Origin of the sequence: Deinococcus sp. YIM 134068 (assembly GCF_036543075.1) — a bacterium.
In the GTDB taxonomy this organism is placed as follows: Bacteria; Deinococcota; Deinococci; order Deinococcales; family Deinococcaceae; genus Deinococcus; species Deinococcus lichenicola.
Genome location: NZ_JAZHPF010000002.1, coordinates 374,373 through 390,513, shown reverse-complemented (window position 1 = coordinate 390,513; position 16,141 = coordinate 374,373). Strand labels below are relative to the sequence as shown.

15 protein-coding genes are annotated in these 16,141 nt (G+C 70.8%); 5 read left to right on the top strand and 10 right to left on the bottom strand.

Annotation, left to right across the window (positions count from 1 at the left end):
* Positions 1–73: 73 nt before the first annotated feature.
* A complete protein-coding gene (locus V3W47_RS04190) occupies positions 74–748 on the top strand; it encodes a response regulator (RefSeq protein ID WP_331823921.1) in 675 nt (224 codons plus the stop codon).
* Positions 745–1,956: a sensor histidine kinase gene (locus V3W47_RS04185; protein WP_331823920.1), complete on the top strand. Its 1,212-nt coding sequence runs from the start codon at positions 745–747 to the stop codon at positions 1,954–1,956. Before V3W47_RS04190 ends, V3W47_RS04185 begins: the two co-directional genes overlap by 4 nt.
* Before the next feature lie 56 nt (positions 1,957–2,012).
* Here the strand turns inward: V3W47_RS04185 and V3W47_RS04180 are convergent, their stop codons facing one another.
* The 6 genes from V3W47_RS04180 to V3W47_RS04155 all read right to left on the bottom strand — a co-directional run bounded on the left by V3W47_RS04180 (position 2,013) and on the right by V3W47_RS04155 (position 9,822).
* Entirely contained in the window at positions 2,013–3,938 is a 1,926-nt protein-coding gene (locus V3W47_RS04180) for a putative bifunctional diguanylate cyclase/phosphodiesterase (protein WP_331823919.1), read from the bottom strand.
* A 109-nt stretch (positions 3,939–4,047) separates the two neighbouring features.
* The gene (locus tag V3W47_RS04175; protein WP_331823918.1) at positions 4,048–5,427 is read right to left on the bottom strand and encodes a GH1 family beta-glucosidase; all 1,380 of its coding nucleotides are present in this window, start codon (positions 5,425–5,427) and stop codon (positions 4,048–4,050) included.
* A gap of 136 nt (positions 5,428–5,563) precedes the next feature.
* On the bottom strand, positions 5,564–6,439 hold the full coding sequence (locus tag V3W47_RS04170; RefSeq protein ID WP_331823917.1) for a carbohydrate ABC transporter permease: 876 nt from the start codon (positions 6,437–6,439) through the stop codon (positions 5,564–5,566).
* The gene (locus tag V3W47_RS04165) at positions 6,436–7,386 is read right to left on the bottom strand and encodes a carbohydrate ABC transporter permease (RefSeq protein WP_331823916.1); all 951 of its coding nucleotides are present in this window, start codon (positions 7,384–7,386) and stop codon (positions 6,436–6,438) included. The genes V3W47_RS04170 and V3W47_RS04165 overlap by 4 nt, the downstream gene beginning before the upstream one ends.
* A gap of 82 nt (positions 7,387–7,468) precedes the next feature.
* Positions 7,469–8,731 carry an ABC transporter substrate-binding protein gene (locus V3W47_RS04160; RefSeq protein WP_331823915.1) on the bottom strand — a complete coding sequence of 421 codons (1,263 nt, stop codon included), beginning with the start codon at positions 8,729–8,731 and terminating at the stop codon, positions 7,469–7,471.
* A gap of 77 nt (positions 8,732–8,808) precedes the next feature.
* Positions 8,809–9,822: a LacI family DNA-binding transcriptional regulator gene (locus tag V3W47_RS04155; RefSeq protein ID WP_331823914.1), complete on the bottom strand. Its 1,014-nt coding sequence runs from the start codon at positions 9,820–9,822 to the stop codon at positions 8,809–8,811.
* 432 nt (positions 9,823–10,254) lie between these two features.
* Here V3W47_RS04155 and V3W47_RS04150 point away from each other — a divergent pair, with 432 nt between their 5' ends.
* From V3W47_RS04150 to V3W47_RS04140, 3 genes are all read left to right on the top strand, one after another.
* Positions 10,255–10,530 carry a cold-shock protein gene (locus tag V3W47_RS04150; RefSeq protein WP_331823913.1) on the top strand — a complete coding sequence of 92 codons (276 nt, stop codon included), beginning with the start codon at positions 10,255–10,257 and terminating at the stop codon, positions 10,528–10,530.
* A 232-nt stretch (positions 10,531–10,762) separates the two neighbouring features.
* Positions 10,763–11,920 carry a YjgN family protein gene (locus tag V3W47_RS04145; protein ID WP_331823912.1) on the top strand — a complete coding sequence of 386 codons (1,158 nt, stop codon included), beginning with the start codon at positions 10,763–10,765 and terminating at the stop codon, positions 11,918–11,920.
* A 130-nt stretch (positions 11,921–12,050) separates the two neighbouring features.
* A complete protein-coding gene (locus V3W47_RS04140) occupies positions 12,051–13,151 on the top strand; it encodes a M48 family metallopeptidase (protein WP_331823911.1) in 1,101 nt (366 codons plus the stop codon).
* A gap of 72 nt (positions 13,152–13,223) precedes the next feature.
* On the opposite strand, the gene V3W47_RS04135 is transcribed toward V3W47_RS04140, so the two are convergent.
* From V3W47_RS04135 to V3W47_RS04120, 4 genes are read right to left on the bottom strand one after another with little or no spacing between them, the layout of a single operon-like run.
* Complete coding sequence (locus V3W47_RS04135; RefSeq protein ID WP_331823910.1) at positions 13,224–13,784, bottom strand: endonuclease dU; 561 nt, start codon at positions 13,782–13,784, stop codon at positions 13,224–13,226.
* A 15-nt stretch (positions 13,785–13,799) separates the two neighbouring features.
* On the bottom strand, positions 13,800–14,999 hold the full coding sequence (locus V3W47_RS04130; protein WP_331823909.1) for a trans-sulfuration enzyme family protein: 1,200 nt from the start codon (positions 14,997–14,999) through the stop codon (positions 13,800–13,802).
* A gap of 21 nt (positions 15,000–15,020) precedes the next feature.
* Entirely contained in the window at positions 15,021–15,470 is a 450-nt protein-coding gene (locus V3W47_RS04125; protein WP_331823907.1) for a GNAT family N-acetyltransferase, read from the bottom strand.
* A 44-nt stretch (positions 15,471–15,514) separates the two neighbouring features.
* Positions 15,515–16,039: a hypothetical protein gene (locus V3W47_RS04120; protein WP_331823906.1), complete on the bottom strand. Its 525-nt coding sequence runs from the start codon at positions 16,037–16,039 to the stop codon at positions 15,515–15,517.
* Between the last annotated feature and the right edge of the window lie 102 nt (positions 16,040–16,141).

The window sequence follows — 16,141 nt, the reverse complement described above, 5'->3', positions numbered from 1 at the left end:
GATGCGGAGACGACCCCCAGCTTGCTCAATGCTCTCAACCCATACCCCCGCCCCCTTTCCCGGAGACGCGCCCATGACCACCATCCTGATCGTGGAGGACGAACCCCGCCTGGCCGACATCCTGGAGGGCTACCTGCGGCGTGAGGGCTTCCACACCGAGCGGGCGGCGACGGGACCCCGCGCGCTGGAGCTGTGGCGCGCGGCCCGCCCGGCGCTGATCCTGCTCGACCTGATGCTGCCGGGGCTGGACGGGCTGGAGGTCGCCCGCCGGGTGCGCGCCGAGTCGGAGACGCCCATCATCATGCTCACCGCCCGCGACGAGGAGGTGGACCGGCTGGTGGGGCTGGGCGTCGGGGCCGACGACTACGTGGTCAAGCCGTACTCGCCGCGCGAGGTCGTGGCGCGGGTGCGCGCGGTACTGCGCCGGTCGGGAGGCCCCCCCACGCCACCCACCGCGCTCCACGTCGGGCCGCTGAGCGTGGACCCGGCGAGCTTCGAGGCCCACCTGGAGGGCCGCCCCCTCGACGTGACGGTGGCCGAGGTGAGGCTGCTCGCCGCGCTGGCCCGCGAGCCGGGGGTGGTGCGGGGACGCACCGAACTCCTCGCCGCGCTGGGCGGGCTGGAGCGCGGCAGCGACGAGCGCACGGTGGACGCCCACGTCAAGAACCTGCGCCGCAAGCTCGGTGAGCACGAGGGCCTGCTCGACACGGTGCGCGGGGTGGGCTACCGGCTGAGGGCGCGGGGGTGAGTCGCCGCCTTCCCGGACCTCCCAGAAGACGCCACCGACGCCCCGGCCTGCGCGCCCGCCTGACCCGCACCTTCGCGCTCGTGGCGGTGCTCGCCGTGCTGCTCACCTCCTTCCTGACGGTGGGGGCGGCCTTCCGGGTGATCGCGGCCCTGAATCCCGAACTGGCGCTGCCCGAGGGGGGCTTTCCCGGCTGGGACGAGGGCGGGGACGCGGCCACCCCGCCGCCCGACCCCGAGACGCTCGCCCGCTGGCAGGAGGTCGGGGAGACGGTCGTGCGGAACATCGTGCGGAGCGCCGTGCAGGCCGCCGCCCTCAGCGCGCTGCTGGCCGTGGGGGTGGCCGCGCTCGTGACCCGGCAGCTCACCCGCCCGCTCGTCCGGCTGGCGGAGGGGGCGGACCGGTTGCGCGGCGGCGAGCGCGACCTCCAGCTTCCCGTCCCGAGGCGGCGCGACGAGCTGCGCGACCTGACCCTCGCCTTCAACGAATTGACGACGGGCCTCGCCCGGCAGGAGGCGTGGCGGCGCGGGCTGGTGGCCGACATCGCCCACGACCTGCGGACGCCCCTGGCGGTGATGCGCTCGGAGATCGAGGCGATGCAGGACGGCCTGCACCCCCTCGACGAGGCCGGGCTGGCGCGGCTGCACGGCGAGGTGCTGCTGCTGGCCCGGCTCGTCACCGACCTGCGGACGCTCTCGCTCGCGGAGGGCGGGGCGCTCAGCCTCCATCCCCGGCCCCTCGACGGGGGCGAGGTGCTGCGCGCCCTGGCGGACGCCTACGCCTCCCGCGCGTCCGAGGCGGGCGTCACCCTGCGCGTCCACGCCCCGCACCCCGCCCCCCTGAGCGCCGACCCCGACCGCCTGACCCAGACCCTGCGCAACCTGCTCGACAACGCCCTGCGCTACGCCGCGCCCGGTGCCGTGGACCTGAGCGCCGACTCGGTGGACGGCCACACCCGGCTCACGGTGCGCGACCACGGCCCCGGCTTCCGGCCCGGCGACCTCGCCCGCGCCTTCGAGCGCTTCTACCGGGCCGACGCCAGCCGCACCCGCGACCCGCAGGGCCGGGCGAGCAGCGGCCTGGGTCTCGCCATCGCCCGCGCGCTCACCGAGGCGCAGGGGGGCGAGCTGACCGCCCGCAACCACCCGGAGGGCGGCGCGGAGTTCACGCTGCGGCTGCCGGTGGAGGGCCGCACCACCGGGCCGCCATAACGGGATGATGGACAGGGCGCGGCCAGCTGTCGGCGGGAGATGGAGGAACTGCCCCCCTACCCCACCAGCGAGGGCCGCTCACATTCGGCGAGGAGCAGCGCCGTGAGGGCTTCGGGGGCCACCGGGCGACCCAGCAGGTAGCCCTGGGCGGTATGGCAGTCCGGGGCGAGGAGTTCGGCGACCTGCTCGTCGGTCTCCACCCCCTCGGCCACGACCCGGAGGTTGAGGGCCTGGGCGAGCGCGATGATGGTGTGGGCGACGGTCTGGGCACCGCTCTGGGGGCCGCCGCCCGCCGTGCCGAGGGCCTGGGTGAAGCAGCGGTCGATCTTCAGGCCGCTGATGGGCAGCTCGTGGAGGCGGGCGAGCGAGGAATACTCGATGCCGAAGTCGTCGAGGGCGACGTGCAGGCCGTGGGCGCGCAGGGCGGCGAGGTGCTCGCAGGCGGCGGGGTGCAGGGTGCCGCGCTCGGTGAGTTCGAGAGACAGGGCGCTGGCGGGCAGATGGTGGTCGCGCAGGGTGGCGAGCACCCACTCCGCGAAGTCCGGGCGCTCGAACTGGGCGGGCGAGACGTTGACCGAGACCGCCGGGGGAGTCAGGCCCGCCGCGCGCCACGTCCGGCTCTGGGCGCACGCCTCACGCAGCACCCAGGTCCCGATCTCCACGATGAGGCCCGCCTCCTCCGCGATGGGCACGAACTCGGCGGGCGAGACGGGGCCGAGGGCCGGGGTCTGCCAGCGCAGGAGGGCCTCCAGCCCCACGAGGCGGCGGCTGCCGAGGTCGTGGATGGGCTGGTAGTGCAGGGTGAACTCCTGCCGGGCGAGCGCCCCGCGCAGGTACTGCTGCACCGTGAGCCGCCGCTCGCGCTCGGCGGTCAGCGCGGGTTGGAACAGCACGATGCCGCGCCTGCTCGCTTTGGCCTGGTACATGGCGAGGTCGGCGCGCGAGAGCAGCTCGCTCGCGTCCCGGCCATGCTCGGGGTAGAGACTCACGCCCGCGCTCGCCGTGACGAGGTGGGTCTGGCCGCCTGCGTAGAAGGGGATGCGGGCGGCGTGGATCAGCCGCTCGGCGACCCCCAGGACCTCCTCCGCCCCGCCCCGCGAGCGGACGATCATGGCGAACTCGTCGCCGCTGATGCGCGCCAGCAGGTCGCCCGCGCGCACCTGCCCTCGCCAGCGCCCGGCGAGGTCGCGCAGGAACTCGTCGCCCGCCGCGTGCCCCAGCACGTCGTTGACCATCTTGAAGTTGTCGAGGTCGAAAAACAGCAGCGCGAAGCGTTCGCCCGTGCGCTCGGCGTGGGCCAGCATCTCCTCCAGCGCCTCCCCGAAGCGCAGCCGGTTGGGCAACCCCGTCAGGGGATCGGTGTAGGCCTGGCGCGTGACCTCCCCCAGCCGGGCCACCGTCTGCGCGTCGAGCAGGGTCGCCGCCCCGTACATCAGACCGATGTACAGCGGGCTGAGGACGTAGAACTGGAGGTGCAGCATTCCGTTGAGGTCCGGGTTGAGCGCAACGGACGTAAAGCGGCTCAGGACGAGGGCCGTGACGCCCAGAGCCACGCTCAGGCCGTAGAACGTCAGGGAGGCGACCATGCCCCGGCGCGTGCCCAGGGTGACGAAGGACCATACGTAGATCAGCGGGGCCATCACGCTGAACAGGTGCGAGCGCGAGTACACGTCCGTGAAGAACAGCTCACACGCCTGGAAGGACAGGAAGCACGACATCCCGTTGAGCAGCACGAGCTGTTCGAGCCACCGCAGCGGCGTCCGCTTCAGGACGAACGCCACGTAGGTCAGCGCCCAGACCACGATGGCCCCCAGGCCAATGGTGCGTTCCGGGCTGGGCTGGGGAAAGGCGAGGGCCACCGTCACCAGCGCGAGGCAGATGACGATGGGCAGGTAGAGGCGGTAGAGCTTCCCCTTCACTGCCGGGAGGGCGGACGGCTCCGGCTCACGACCGTCGAGCGTGAAGTTCGTCCGCGTCGGCACGTGGACCAGCGTAGGAGGGGGCCTCCCACACTTTCCTGACACCCCGCCGGCGTGAGCAGGAGAGGAAAGGACACCGGAGGAGGATCAGGTTCCCGGCCTCCTCCCCGCCCTATCCCGGCGTCCCCACCGCCGCCCTCGTCAGGAAGTCGCGGTACCAGCGGCCCGACGCCTTGAGGGTGCGCGCCTGAGTGGCGAAGTCCACATGCACCAGCCCGAAGCGTTTGTCGTAGCCCTCCGCCCACTCGAAGTTGTCCATCAGCGACCACGCGAAATAGCCCGAGACCTTCGCACCCCCCGAAATCGCGTCGGCGAGCGCGGCGAGGTGGCTCTGGAAGTAGCGGGTGCGCTCGGGGTCACGGACCTGCCCGTCGGCGTCCACCGTGTCGGGGTAGGTCGCGCCGTTCTCGGTGACGTACAGCGCACCCGGCTCATAGTCGTGCTCCAGGCGCAGCATCAGGTCAGTGAGGCTCTGCGGCGCGACCTCCCAGCCGAAGCCGGTGTACTCGCTGCCCTCCACCCGCACCTGCTCCAGGTCCAGCCAGCCCCGGCCCGGCGCGTCCCGGACCACCGCGCGCGAGTACATGTTCACGCCCAGGAAATCGGTCGGCGCGGCGATGGTCTCCAGGTCGCCCGCCCGCACGACGCCCTGCGCCTCCGGGCTGAGACGGCCCAGCAACTCGCACACGTCCGCCGGGTAGCCGCGCCCGAACACGGGGTCCAGATACCAGCGGTTGGCGAAGCCGTCCTGCCGCCGCGCCGCCGCGTGGTCCTCCGGGGTATCGCGGCTGGGGTAGGCCGCCGCCAGGTTGAGGGTGATGCCCACCTGCGCCCCCGGCGCATGCGCCCGCACCGCCCCCACCGCCAGCCCGTGCCCCAGCAGCAGGTGATGGGCCGCCCGGATGGAGGCCCCGTGGTCGCGGTGGCCCGGCGCGTGAATGCCCTCGGCGTAGCCCAGGTGCGCGGCCACCCACGGCTCGTTCACCGTGATGAAGTGCCGCACCCGGTCGCCCAGCGCCCCCGCGACGATGGCGGCGTAGTCCGCGAAGGCGTGGGCGGTGTCGCGCGAGGGCCAGCCGCCCGCGTCCTCCAGCGCCTGCGGCAGGTCCCAGTGGTACAGCGTGACCCAGGGAGTCAGCCCGCGCGCCAGCAGCCCGTCCACGAGGCGGTCGTAGAAGGCCAGGCCCGCCGCATTCGCCGGGCCGCGCCCGGTGGGCTGCACGCGCGGCCACGCCACGGAGAAGCGGTAGGCGTTCACCCCCAGCGAGCGGATCAGGTCGAGGTCCCCCTCCCAGCGGTGGTAGTGGTCGCAGGCCGTGTCGCCCGTGTCGCCGCCACTCACCCGGCCCGGCGTATGCGAGAAGGTGTCCCAGATGCTCGGGCCTTTGCCGTCCCCGGCGGGTGCCCCCTCGATCTGGTAGCTGCTGGTGGCGACGCCCCAGGTGAACCGGGCGGGAAAACGGGCGAACAGGGAGGCAGGGGTGGGCGTCATTCAGGCTCCGATGGGAAACAGGGCAAAAGGGGAGAGACCGCCAGGTGAGGCGGAGTCTGGGACGGCGGAGAAAGGGGAACGGCAACGCCCAACTCCCCGAGCTGAGAGCTGAGAGCTGACGGCTGACGGCTGACCGCTAATCCTTCACCGCCCCCGCCGTCAGCCCCGAAATGACGTGGCGGCTGGCGAGCAGGAAGACGACGACGAGCGGCAGCACCGTGATCAGGACGAGCATCATGATCGCGCCCCAGTCCACGTCCACGTTCGTCGCGCCGCCGCCCAGTCGCCGCAGCGCCAGCGGGAGCGTCTGGATCTCGGTGTCGTTCAGACGCATGATCAGCGCGCCCTTGAAGTTGTTCCACGACCCCACGAACGTGACCACGCCGAGGGTCGCCAGGATGGGCCGGATCAGGGGCAGCACCACCCGCCGGAAGATGCCGAACTCGGTCGCGCCGTCCATGCGCGCGGCCTCGATCAGCTCGCGCGGGAGGGCCGAGACGATGTACTGCCGCGCCAGAAAGATGCCGAACGCGCTCGCCATGCCCGGCACCCACAGGGCGCGCGGGGTGCCGATCCAGCCCAGGGCGTTGTTCATCACGAGGAAGCTGGGAATGTCCATGATCAGCGGCGGAATCAGCATGGTGAGCAGCACGAAGCTGAACATCCACCGCCTGCCCCGGAAGTCGTACATGGCGAAGGCGTACCCCGCCAGCGAGCAGAAGAAGAGCGTGGTCGCCGTCGCCATCAGCGAGATGTACAGGCTGTTCCAGAACGACCGCAGCACCTGTCCGTCCAGCTCGACGTTCAGGGCGCGCAGGTTGTCCAGCAGCTCGCCGCCGAACCACGCGCGCGGCGGGAAGGTGAAGACCTGATCGCTCGGCAGCGAGGCCCACACCACCATCAGGTAGAAGGGGACGACCGAGAGCAGGCAGGCGAGGCCCACGAGTGCCCACAGGGGCAGCCTCCGCCACAGGCGCGGTCGGCGGGCCGGAGGGGTGGGGAGGGCCGTCACCGCGCTCCCCCGTCGCCCCGGCCCAGCAGGAAGTTGTTCAGGAGGCTGAGGACGAAGATCGCCAGGAACAGCAGCCAGCTCATCGCGGCGGCGTAGCCCATGTCGAGGTCGCGGAAGGCCGTGTTGAAGATGTGCATGGCGCTCGTCAGGCCCGCCGCGCCCGCCCCGCCGCTCTCCCCGACGAGCATGAACGGCTCCTCGAAAATCTGCATGTTGCCGATGATCGTGAGGGTAAAGGCGTAGAACATCATCGGGCGCAGCAGCGGCAGGGTGATGTGGCGGAACTTCTGCCAGCCGGTCGCGCCGTCCACGGTGGCGGCCTCGTACACGTCCTCGCTGATGGCCTGAAGGCCGCTGAGGTACAGCACCACGTTCCAGCCCACATAGCGCCAGAAGATCACGGCGGCCACCGAGGTCGGCACGAGGTCGGGGTCGCCCAGCCAGCGCAGGGGGTCCAGGCCCACCATGCCGCGCAGGTAGTTCAGCAGCCCCAGCCGCTCGCTGTAGAGCACCCCGAACACGATGGAAATCGCCACGGCGTTCGTGATGTACGGCAGGAAAAGCAGGGTCGAGACGCCCCGCTGCCAACGCTTCAGGCCCGTGTGGATCAGGTACGCCAGCGGCAGCGCCACGAGATGCTGCGGCACGCCCGAGAGCAGGCCGATCCAGACCGTGTTTCTCAGGGTGCTCCAGAACTGGTCGCTCGGCTCCAGCGCGAGCGCGAAGTTCTCGAAGCCCACGAAGCGCCAGTTGCCCAGCCCGTCGAGCGGCGACCAGATGTGAAACGCCAGGAAGAGGCTGAACAGCAGCGGAAACAGCCCGAACACGGCGAACAGGATGAAAAAGGGGCTGACGAACACGTACGGCGCGAGGCGCTGTTGCAATCGGGTGTAACTCCACCGCTTCGGCGCGTCGCGCGTGGGACGGAGGGGCAGGCGGTCTTGCATGGGGGTCCTCGAGGGGGTGGTCAGGCGTCGGCGGTCGGCCCTCAGCCAACCCACCGGACGGGGCTGACCGCCCCCAGCCTTCCTAGCGGGCGCGGCGCAGAATCTGCGCGCGGGCGTCGGCGAGGGCCTGCCGGATGTCCTTGTTCTTCTCCAGCACGTTCGTCAGCTCGGTGTTCACGATCTGGTCGGCCACCGAGTCGTACTTGTTCACGTCGATGGGCTGGGTCTTGCGCGCGGCGTCACGCCACAGCAGCCGGGCGCGCTGACCCCCCAGGAAGGGCACGGCCTGGTTGAACACCATGTTGTTCTGCGCGCTCAGCAGCGCCGGGAAGGCCCCGTTGTCGGTGAAGGCCTCGATCTGCGCGGACGGTTGCAGGGTCATGAACTTGACGAACTCCCAGGCCATCGCCTTGTTCGCGGCCCCCGAGGGGATGGCGTAGAACGAGCCGCCCCACGAGGCGAAGGAGTTCTCCGGCAGGTTCTGCACGCGCCACAGGCCCTTGGTCTCCGGTGCCATCCAGTTTTGCAGGGCACCTTGCAGCCACGCGCCGGAGAACTGGGTGGCGACGGTGCCCTTCTTGAAGGCGTCGTACCACTCGTTGCTCCACTCGCCGATCTTGGCGTCCAGCCCGGCGTCGCGCACCTGCTTGCTGAGGGTGAAGGCGCGCACGAAGCGGGGGTTGTCCGGGCCGACGAGCAGGTTGTTGCCCTTGTCGAAGTAGATGCCCTCGCCGGGCTTGAGGTTCGTGCGGCTGATGATGCCGTACATGCTCTGCGCGGTGTTGATGAGGTACGCGCCCGTCTTCTGCTTGATCGTCCTCCCGGCGGCGAGGTAGGCCTCCCAGCTCCCCAGCATGGTGGCCGGATTCACGCCCGCCCGGTCGAGCACGTCCTTGCGGTAGAAGAACGTGCCGGGGCCGATGTCGGTGGGCATGGCGACGAAGCGCCCGCCCGTGCCCGTCGCCTGCGCGATGGTGAAGGGGGTGAACAGCCGCTTGGACGCCCCCGCGTTGTACGGTGCCCCGTTGAGGTCCTCCAGCCCCTGCCCGTCCGCGAACTTGCCCACGTAGCCGACCTCCAGCGCCATCACGTCGGGCAGGCCCTGACGGGTCGCCAGCGCGGTCGTCATCGCGTTGTGGTGGTCGGCGAACTCCTGCGTCTGGAGCTTCACCGTCACGTTGGGGTACTTCCTGTTCCACGCGGCGAGGCTCGCCTTGACCGAGCTGTCGAGGCTGGGAAAGACCGCGACCGTCAGGGTCATCTTCTCCTGCGCGTGGGCCGCGCCGGCGAGCAGGGCGGCGGACAGGGTGAGGGCACCGAGGCGGGACAGGCGGGGCTTGAACATGGGGGGACCTCCGGGGTCGGGCGAGAGGGCGGCAGGAGGGGCGAAAGCGTTTTCAGGGGGTGGATGCCGAGGAAGGGTCATGGCCCGCCCGTCCCCGGTGGCCCGGTGGACTCCCGCTCGACGAGGAGCGGCTCGAAGGCGGGGAGCGCGGGGGCCTCGCCCGTGAGCAGGCGCAGCACGGCCCGCGCGGCGGCCTCGCCCATCTCGCTGATGGGCTGGCGGATGGTGGTGAGCGGCGGGGTGGTGAACTGCGAGCTGAACAGGTCGTCGAAGCCCGTGAGGGACACGTCCTCCGGCACGCGCAGGCCCCGGCGGTAGAGTGCCAGCCGCGCCCCGAAGGCCATCTGGTCGTTCGCGCAGCAGATCGCGGTGAAGGGCACGCCCGACGCCAGCAGCGCCTCGGTGGCCCGCTCACCCGACCGCTCGGTGTAGTCGCCGATCCGCACGAGGGCGGGGTCCACGCCCAGACCGGCTCCGGCAAGCGCCTCGTGAAAGCTCCGGCGGCGCTCCACCGCGTCCTGCTGGGCCTCGGTCCCGCCCACAAAGGCGATGCGGCGGTGGCCCCGCTCAACGAGGTGCGCCACGATCCGCCGGATGCCCTCGCGGTGGTCGAGGTTCAGGCAGCACTCGCCCAGGCCGCGCACGTCGCGCCCGACCGCCACCATCGGCACGCGCCGGGCGACGGCGAGCAATTCCTCGTCCCCCAGCACCCCGCTCAGGATGATCAGGGCGTCCACCCGGCGGCGCAGCAGCAGATCGAGCGCCCCGCGTTCCTGCTCGGCGTGCCAGTGCCCGCTCACGACGAGGGGATGGTAGGGGCTGCCGTCCAGCCCGCGCTCGATGCCCGCCAGCGCCTCCCCGAAAAAGGGGCTGCTGATGTTCTGGGTAAGCACCCCCACCGAGAAACTGCGCCCGTTCGCCAGCGCCTGCGCCTGCACGTTGGGCCGGAACTCCAGCCGCTCGATGGCCGCCTCCACGCGTGCCCGCTTCTCGGGGGCCACGTTGGCGGTGCCGTTGAGAATGCGCGACACGGTGCTGGGCGACACGCCCGCAGCCCGCGCCACATGGGCGAGCGTGACGGTTTCGGACATCAAGACTCCTGATCGGCGACGGGCCGATCCGTGAGGGACAGCGGGGTGGTGGACAAACTCACAGTACGCCGCCCTGAAAGCGCTGTCAAGGGAGGGGTGGGCGGTTTTTGAGAGTCTTAAACTCTTCCCGGAAGGGGAAGGGCCTCCCCCGTATGAGGAGCAGATGTTGCTCGTCGCCCAGGGAGATAAGAGTTGGAAACACCCTCACCCGTCTGGGGAAGGCCGGACGATCTGAGCACGTTTGGCGGCGTCCTTCTCCCCACGACGGGCCGCGTGCGCCTCTTCCACCCTGCCGCGAACGGGCGCTGGGAAGTGGTTCACGCCGGGGTGCCTCCCATGCGATACTGTGCCCGTCTCCAAATCCGACCATCACACGGCACCGGCCCAGAGGGCGGGCGGCCCGGTCGGGAGTGCGGGGATGCAAGGAGAGTTATGGCCCAGGGTCGAGTGAAGTGGTTCAACGTCGAGAAGGGATACGGCTTTATCGAGCACCCCGGCAACCCCGACGTGTTCGTGCACTACAGCGCCATCCAGAGCGGCGGTTTTCGCAAGCTGAACGAGGGCGACGAGGTGGAGTTCGAGGTCGAGGCCGGGCAGGGCAACAAGGGTCCCCAGGCCAGGAACGTCGTCGTGACCAACGCCGCCCCGGCTCCTGTGGGCGGCAGCGACATGGGTGGCGGCAACCGGGGTGGCGGCAGCCGCTGGTAAGTTCTTCCACACAGGAGGGCATAGAAGGGAGGGGTGAGCGTCGCGCCGCGTTCGCCCCTTCGCCTTTGGGGAAGCGGTCGCCACGAGAGTTATCAGCCATCAGCTCTCAGCGGTCAGCAGGAGGGGACTGTGGGCCAGCCCTCCTTCATGCATCGGGTGAGGTGTGCCCCCTCCCCCACAGCCCGGCGTGAATGCGTTCTCACCCACCTCCCTCCGGCCATAGGATGCGCCCATGACCGAACGGCCCGACCTGACGCCACCTTCCCCGCTGGCCCCGCCACCGCCGGACGTGCCACGGGAGGACCTGGGCCGCCCCGTCGCCCCCGCGCCAGCCGTGGAGACGCACCCCATGTCCTTCACCGGGCAGGCGGGCGAGTACTTCCGCATCTGGATCGTGAATACGGCGCTGACCATCGTGACGCTGGGGCTGTACCTGCCCTGGGCGCGGGTGCGGCAGCGGCAGTATTTCTACGGACATACCTGGCTGGACGGGCACAACTTCGAGTACACCGCCAGCCCGCTCGCGCTGCTGCGGGGCTACCTGATCGTGGGGGCGTTTTTCCTCGCCTACTCGGTGTCGTCGAACTTCGAGCAGACGTTCTGGCTGGCGGGCGTGATCGGCGTGCTGTTCCTCGTGCTGTACCCGTGGCTCGTCATGAAGTCGCTGCGCTTTCTCACGGCGAGCAGCACGCACCGGGGCCTGCGCTTCCGGCACCACGGGCGGGCAGGCGGGGCCTACACCTCCTACGGGCTGGCAAACCTCGCGGCGGGCCTTTCGGGCGGGCTGGCGCTGCCGTGGGCATGGTTCATGCAGCGGCGCTATCAGGTGGAGGGTGCCGCCTATGGAAGCGCGCGGGCAAAGTTTCGGGGCGACGTGGGCGACTTCTATGTGATCGGGCTGACGGGACTGGCCGTTTCCATCGGGGGGGCGATGCTGCTCGCGGTGCCGGTGGTCGGGCTGCTGTTCCTGCTGGGGTTGCTGGATACGCCCGCCAGCGTCGGAGGCGTGCCCTCGACGGGCATCATCGCGGGCCTCGTCGCCGCCTACCTCGCCTTCCTCACTCTCTACGGCGTCGCCTGGCAGTACGTCCGCGCCGCCACGTTGCGCTACGTCCTCAACCGGGTGGAGGTCGGCGGGGTGGTCCGCACGGCGGCGACCTTCAGCCCGTGGCGGCTGGTATGGATCGGGGTGACGAACACGCTGGCGCAGGTCCTCACGCTGGGGCTGGCGACGCCGTGGGCCGCCGTGCGCCGCGCCCGGTACGTCGCGTCCGGGGTGCAGGTGCGCGCTATTGGGAGCCTCGACTCCTTCGCCGCCGACGTGACGCCGGACGAGAACGCGCTGGGCGAGGCGGCGACGGAGTTGCTGGACATCAATCTGGGGTTCTAGCAACGAGGTGGAGGAGGTTGAGAGGTACGTTGGTCGGGTCGCCAGGCCCGTTCACCCCCACCCGGCCTCCCCCCTCAAGGGGGAGGGGCAACAGAAAGAATCCCTTGTCTCCATGCAACTGAGGTATCCCTTGACCGACCCCCTCCCCTCCCCCCCCCTCGTCCTGACCGGCGTGTACCTCGACGGGCGCACGAGCCGCAGCCGCGCCGCCACGCTGGAGGTGGCCGGGGACGCGGCGATCCTTCGCGCCGAGGGTGGGCTGGAGACCCGGTGGACGCTGGCGCAGGTCGGGATTGAGCCGCCCGTGCCCGGTATCCGGCGGGTGCTGAAGTTCCCCGGCGGCTCGCGCTTCGAGACGGGAGACGACGCGGCGGTGAGCGCCCTGGAGGCGCGGCTGGGCCGCAACCGGGGGCTGGGAGGCGTGCGCCGACTGGAGGCCCGCTGGGGGACGGCGCTGGGGGCGGTCGTCCTGATCGCCGCCTTCGCGTGGGCGTTCGTGGCGTTCGGCGTGCCCGCACTTGCCCGCACCGCCGCGAACGCCACCCCGCGTTCGGTGCTGACGACCTTCGACCGGGAGACGCTGGAGCTGCTGGAGGGCGGCGAGTACCTCTCCCCCAGCCGCCTGAGCGCGGCGCGGCAGGCGCGGCTTCAGCGGGAGTTCCGGCGGGTGACGGCCCGGCTGGGGGGCGACTTCTCCTACCGCCTGCTGCTGCGCGACGGGGAGGGCGAGGACGCGCCCTTCGAGCTGGGGCCGAACGCCTTCGCGCTGCCGGGCGGCACGGTGGTCATGACCGATCAACTCGTCGCGCTGGCACGGAGCGACCGGGAACTCGTCGGCGTGTTCGCGCACGAGGTCGGGCACGTGACGGGGCGGCACGCGCTGGAGAGTATCTATCAGGGCCTCGGCCTGAGCCTGCTGACGGTGGCCGTGACGGGCGACCTCGTGAGCGCGGGGACGTTCGCCGCCGCCGTGCCCGCCACCCTCCTTCGCAACGGCTACTCGCGTGACGCCGAGACCGAATCCGACGACCTCGCGGGCCGCTTCCTGCTGCGCGAGTACGGCACGACCAAGCCCCTGCGCGACCTCCTCGCCCGGCTGGAGACCCATGACCGGAACGCCGACGAGAACGATGTGGAGGAGGGCAGCCGCATCGAGGACCTGCTCCAGACACATCCGGGCACGGCGGACCGCATCCGGCACCTGCGGGAGATGGAGGAGAACCGAGAGTGATGAGGGAGTACGGCGGTTAACTTGCCGCCTTTGTTCTTGGCTGACCGCTGAAGGCTGACGGCTGACAGCTCCCTACACCCGCCCGCCCCGGCTGCTCCCCCGTGTGACTCCACCCGCGATCAGGTGGGCGGCGCGCAGCGGTTCGGGGATGCGGCCCGTGACCGTCAGCGCGTTCAAGGCGGCCTCCGCTTCCGGCAGGCTCAGGCCCACCCTTTGCACGAACACGCCCCGGCAGGGTTCCATCGGGCCGAGGGCCTCGATCAGCCGCCACTTGCGCGCCCCACCCGGAGCGCGCGTCAGGAGGGCGGAGCGGATGCGCTCCATCTTCGGGGGTCGGCGGGCCACGATCAGGACGGGGAGGCCGGTCAGGGCGCTCAACTGGGGTGCATCCACCACGTTGAAGCCCGCCAGCGCCACCCCTTGAAGCAGGATGAGGTGGAGGTGTTCGCTCGCCCCGCTCGCCTCCACCAGCCGGGCGAGTTCGGACGTGGAGTTGCGCCCGTCGCGCCGCACCCGCCCGCTGACGACGCCGTGGAGGGTGTGCCGGGCGAAGACGGTGCCGAACACCCGCACGTCCCCCCGGTGCTCGCGGGGGAAGGGGGCATCGTCGAAGCCGATGGCGTGGGAGAACATGACGGGGGGCAGAAGTTATCCAAACTTTCTACCTTCAGCCTCCAACGCCCCCTCGATGTCCCCCAGCAGGTCCCCGATGTCCTCAATGCCGATGCTCAGACGCAGAAGGTTCGGCGTGATTCCGAGGCGGCGGCGCTCGGCTTCCGGCAGGGCGCGGTGGGAGGTGCCCCACGGCCAGGAGAGGGTGCTCACCACGTCGGCGAGGCTGGGGGCAAGGGGGATGCGGCCCGCGAGCGCGCGGACGAAGGCGGGGGCGTCCTCGATATCGGCGCTGAGCATCCCGCCGAAGCCGTTCGGGTACAGCTCCATCGCCCGGTGAAACTGGGGATGGTCCGAGAGGCCGGGGTGGTACACGGCGCGGACGCGGGGGTGGTTCGCCAGCACATCTGCCACCGCCTGCGCGTTGCCGGAGTGGGCGCGCATCCGCAGGCCGAGGGTCTTGAGGCCCTGCAAGGTCATCCAGGCGTCGAAGGCCCCCATCGTGCCGCCGAGCCGCAGGAGCCGGGTCCGCGCGGAGGCGATCAGGTCGGCCCGCCCGCACGCCACCCCCCCGAAGGCCGTGGAATGCCCGCTGAGATACTTGCTCACCGAATGGGTCACGAGGTCGGCCCCGTGCAGGGCGGGTCGGAAGACGGCGGGGCTGGCGAAGGTGTTGTCCACGCTCAGGATAGCTCCCCGCTCATGCGCCAACCGGGCGAGGGCGGGCACGTCGGGCACCGTCATCAGGGGATTGGTCAGGCTCTCGACGTGCAGCACGCGCGTCTCCGGGCGGAAGGCGGCCTCCACCTCGCCGGGGTCGCAGGCGTCCACGAAGGTCACGGCGATGCCGAGGCGCGGGAACTCCTCGGCGAGGAGGGCGTAGGTCACGCCGTACACGCGGGCATCGGCGACGACATGATCTCCAGCGCGCAGCACGCCCAGCAGCGCCGCGCTGATGGCCGCCATGCCGCTGCCCGCCACGAGCGCGGCCTCGGTGCCCTCCAGCCCCGCCAGCGCCCGCTCCAGCGTCGCGGCGTTCGGCGTGCCGTTGCGGTAGTAGAAGCTGCTCGGCTCCTCGCCGCTCATGGCGCGTTCCAGGGCGTCGAGGTCGGGATAGGCGTAGACCGTGGACTGGTAGATCGGCTCGGCAAGGGGCGTGCTGAGGTTGGGGCGGGCCTCCTCCCCCGCGCGGGCGGCGAGGGTGGTCAGGTCGTAGTCATGCTGGGGGCCGGGCATGGGGGGAGGATAGACGCAAACTCAGGGGGACAGGGTGTAGGTGTAAAACGTCTCGTCCCGCCGCCACCCCTGCGCCTCGTAGAGGGACTGGGCGGTGGAGTTGTCCAGGGCCGTGGTGAGGGTCAGCCACGCCGCGTCCGTCTCCCGCCCGTGCTGCCGCGCCCGCTCCAGGAGGGCCTGCCCAACCCCACGCTTCCGGCTCTCGGGGGCCACGAAGAGGTCGTTGAGAATCCAGATTCGCCGCATCCCCAGCGACGTGAACGACGGGTAGAGCTGCGTGAATCCGACGGGTGTGGAGCCGTCCAGCGCGAGGAAGATCACCGACTCCTCCCGCTCCAGCCGCTCGGAGAGGAAGACCCGCGCGCCCTCCCGGTCGTCTTCCTGCACGTAAAACCGCCGGTAGCTGTCGAAGAGAGGCAGGAGAGCGTCGAGGAAGGAGGCGTCCGCACGCACGACGGTCAGGAGGGACATGCGGAGGAGAATAGAGTGCCCGGCACGGTGGGAAGCGGCGGGGGCTACCAGCGCAAGGACCGTCTCAGCTCCTCCTCGCTGCGGGCGCGGACCTGCCGGATGCGAGCCTTCAGACCACCCAGCGGCACAAGCTGATCGCCTCGCAGGGGCGACCACACCCCGTGGGTCCACCCTCCACTGACCAACAGGCCCTGCCCGGTACAGCCGACCGGAGCGTAGAGGTTGCCCGGCAACCGCTCACCTCTGGGGAAGTTCCGCTTCTCCAGCCCCAGAATCCAACGGGTCCCCACCGGATAGTTCGTGATGTAGGGGTAGGGCGCATTACCGTCGTCGCCACGAACGCGCAGCACTCGGGCGGGAGCCTTGCCGAGGTACGTGCTCAGCACCCTCACGTCCATGTAGAGCGGCGGCGTGATGCCCGGACGGGTGGAGGGCACGATTCGCACAACCTCCGCCTGAACGATGAGTTCGGCACGCTTCGCAGACCACCCGAAGGCCGCCGGACCGCAACTGGTGGCCTGGGCCTGGGAGACCAGCGTCAGACTGACGATGCAGAGCAAGCGGCGCATGTCCCCAGCTTGCCTGCCCCCACCTGACGCCGAGTGAGGAGATTTTACCGTCCAGACCGAGGTGCGCCGGGACGCGTTCCGACAACCATCGCACGAGAAGAA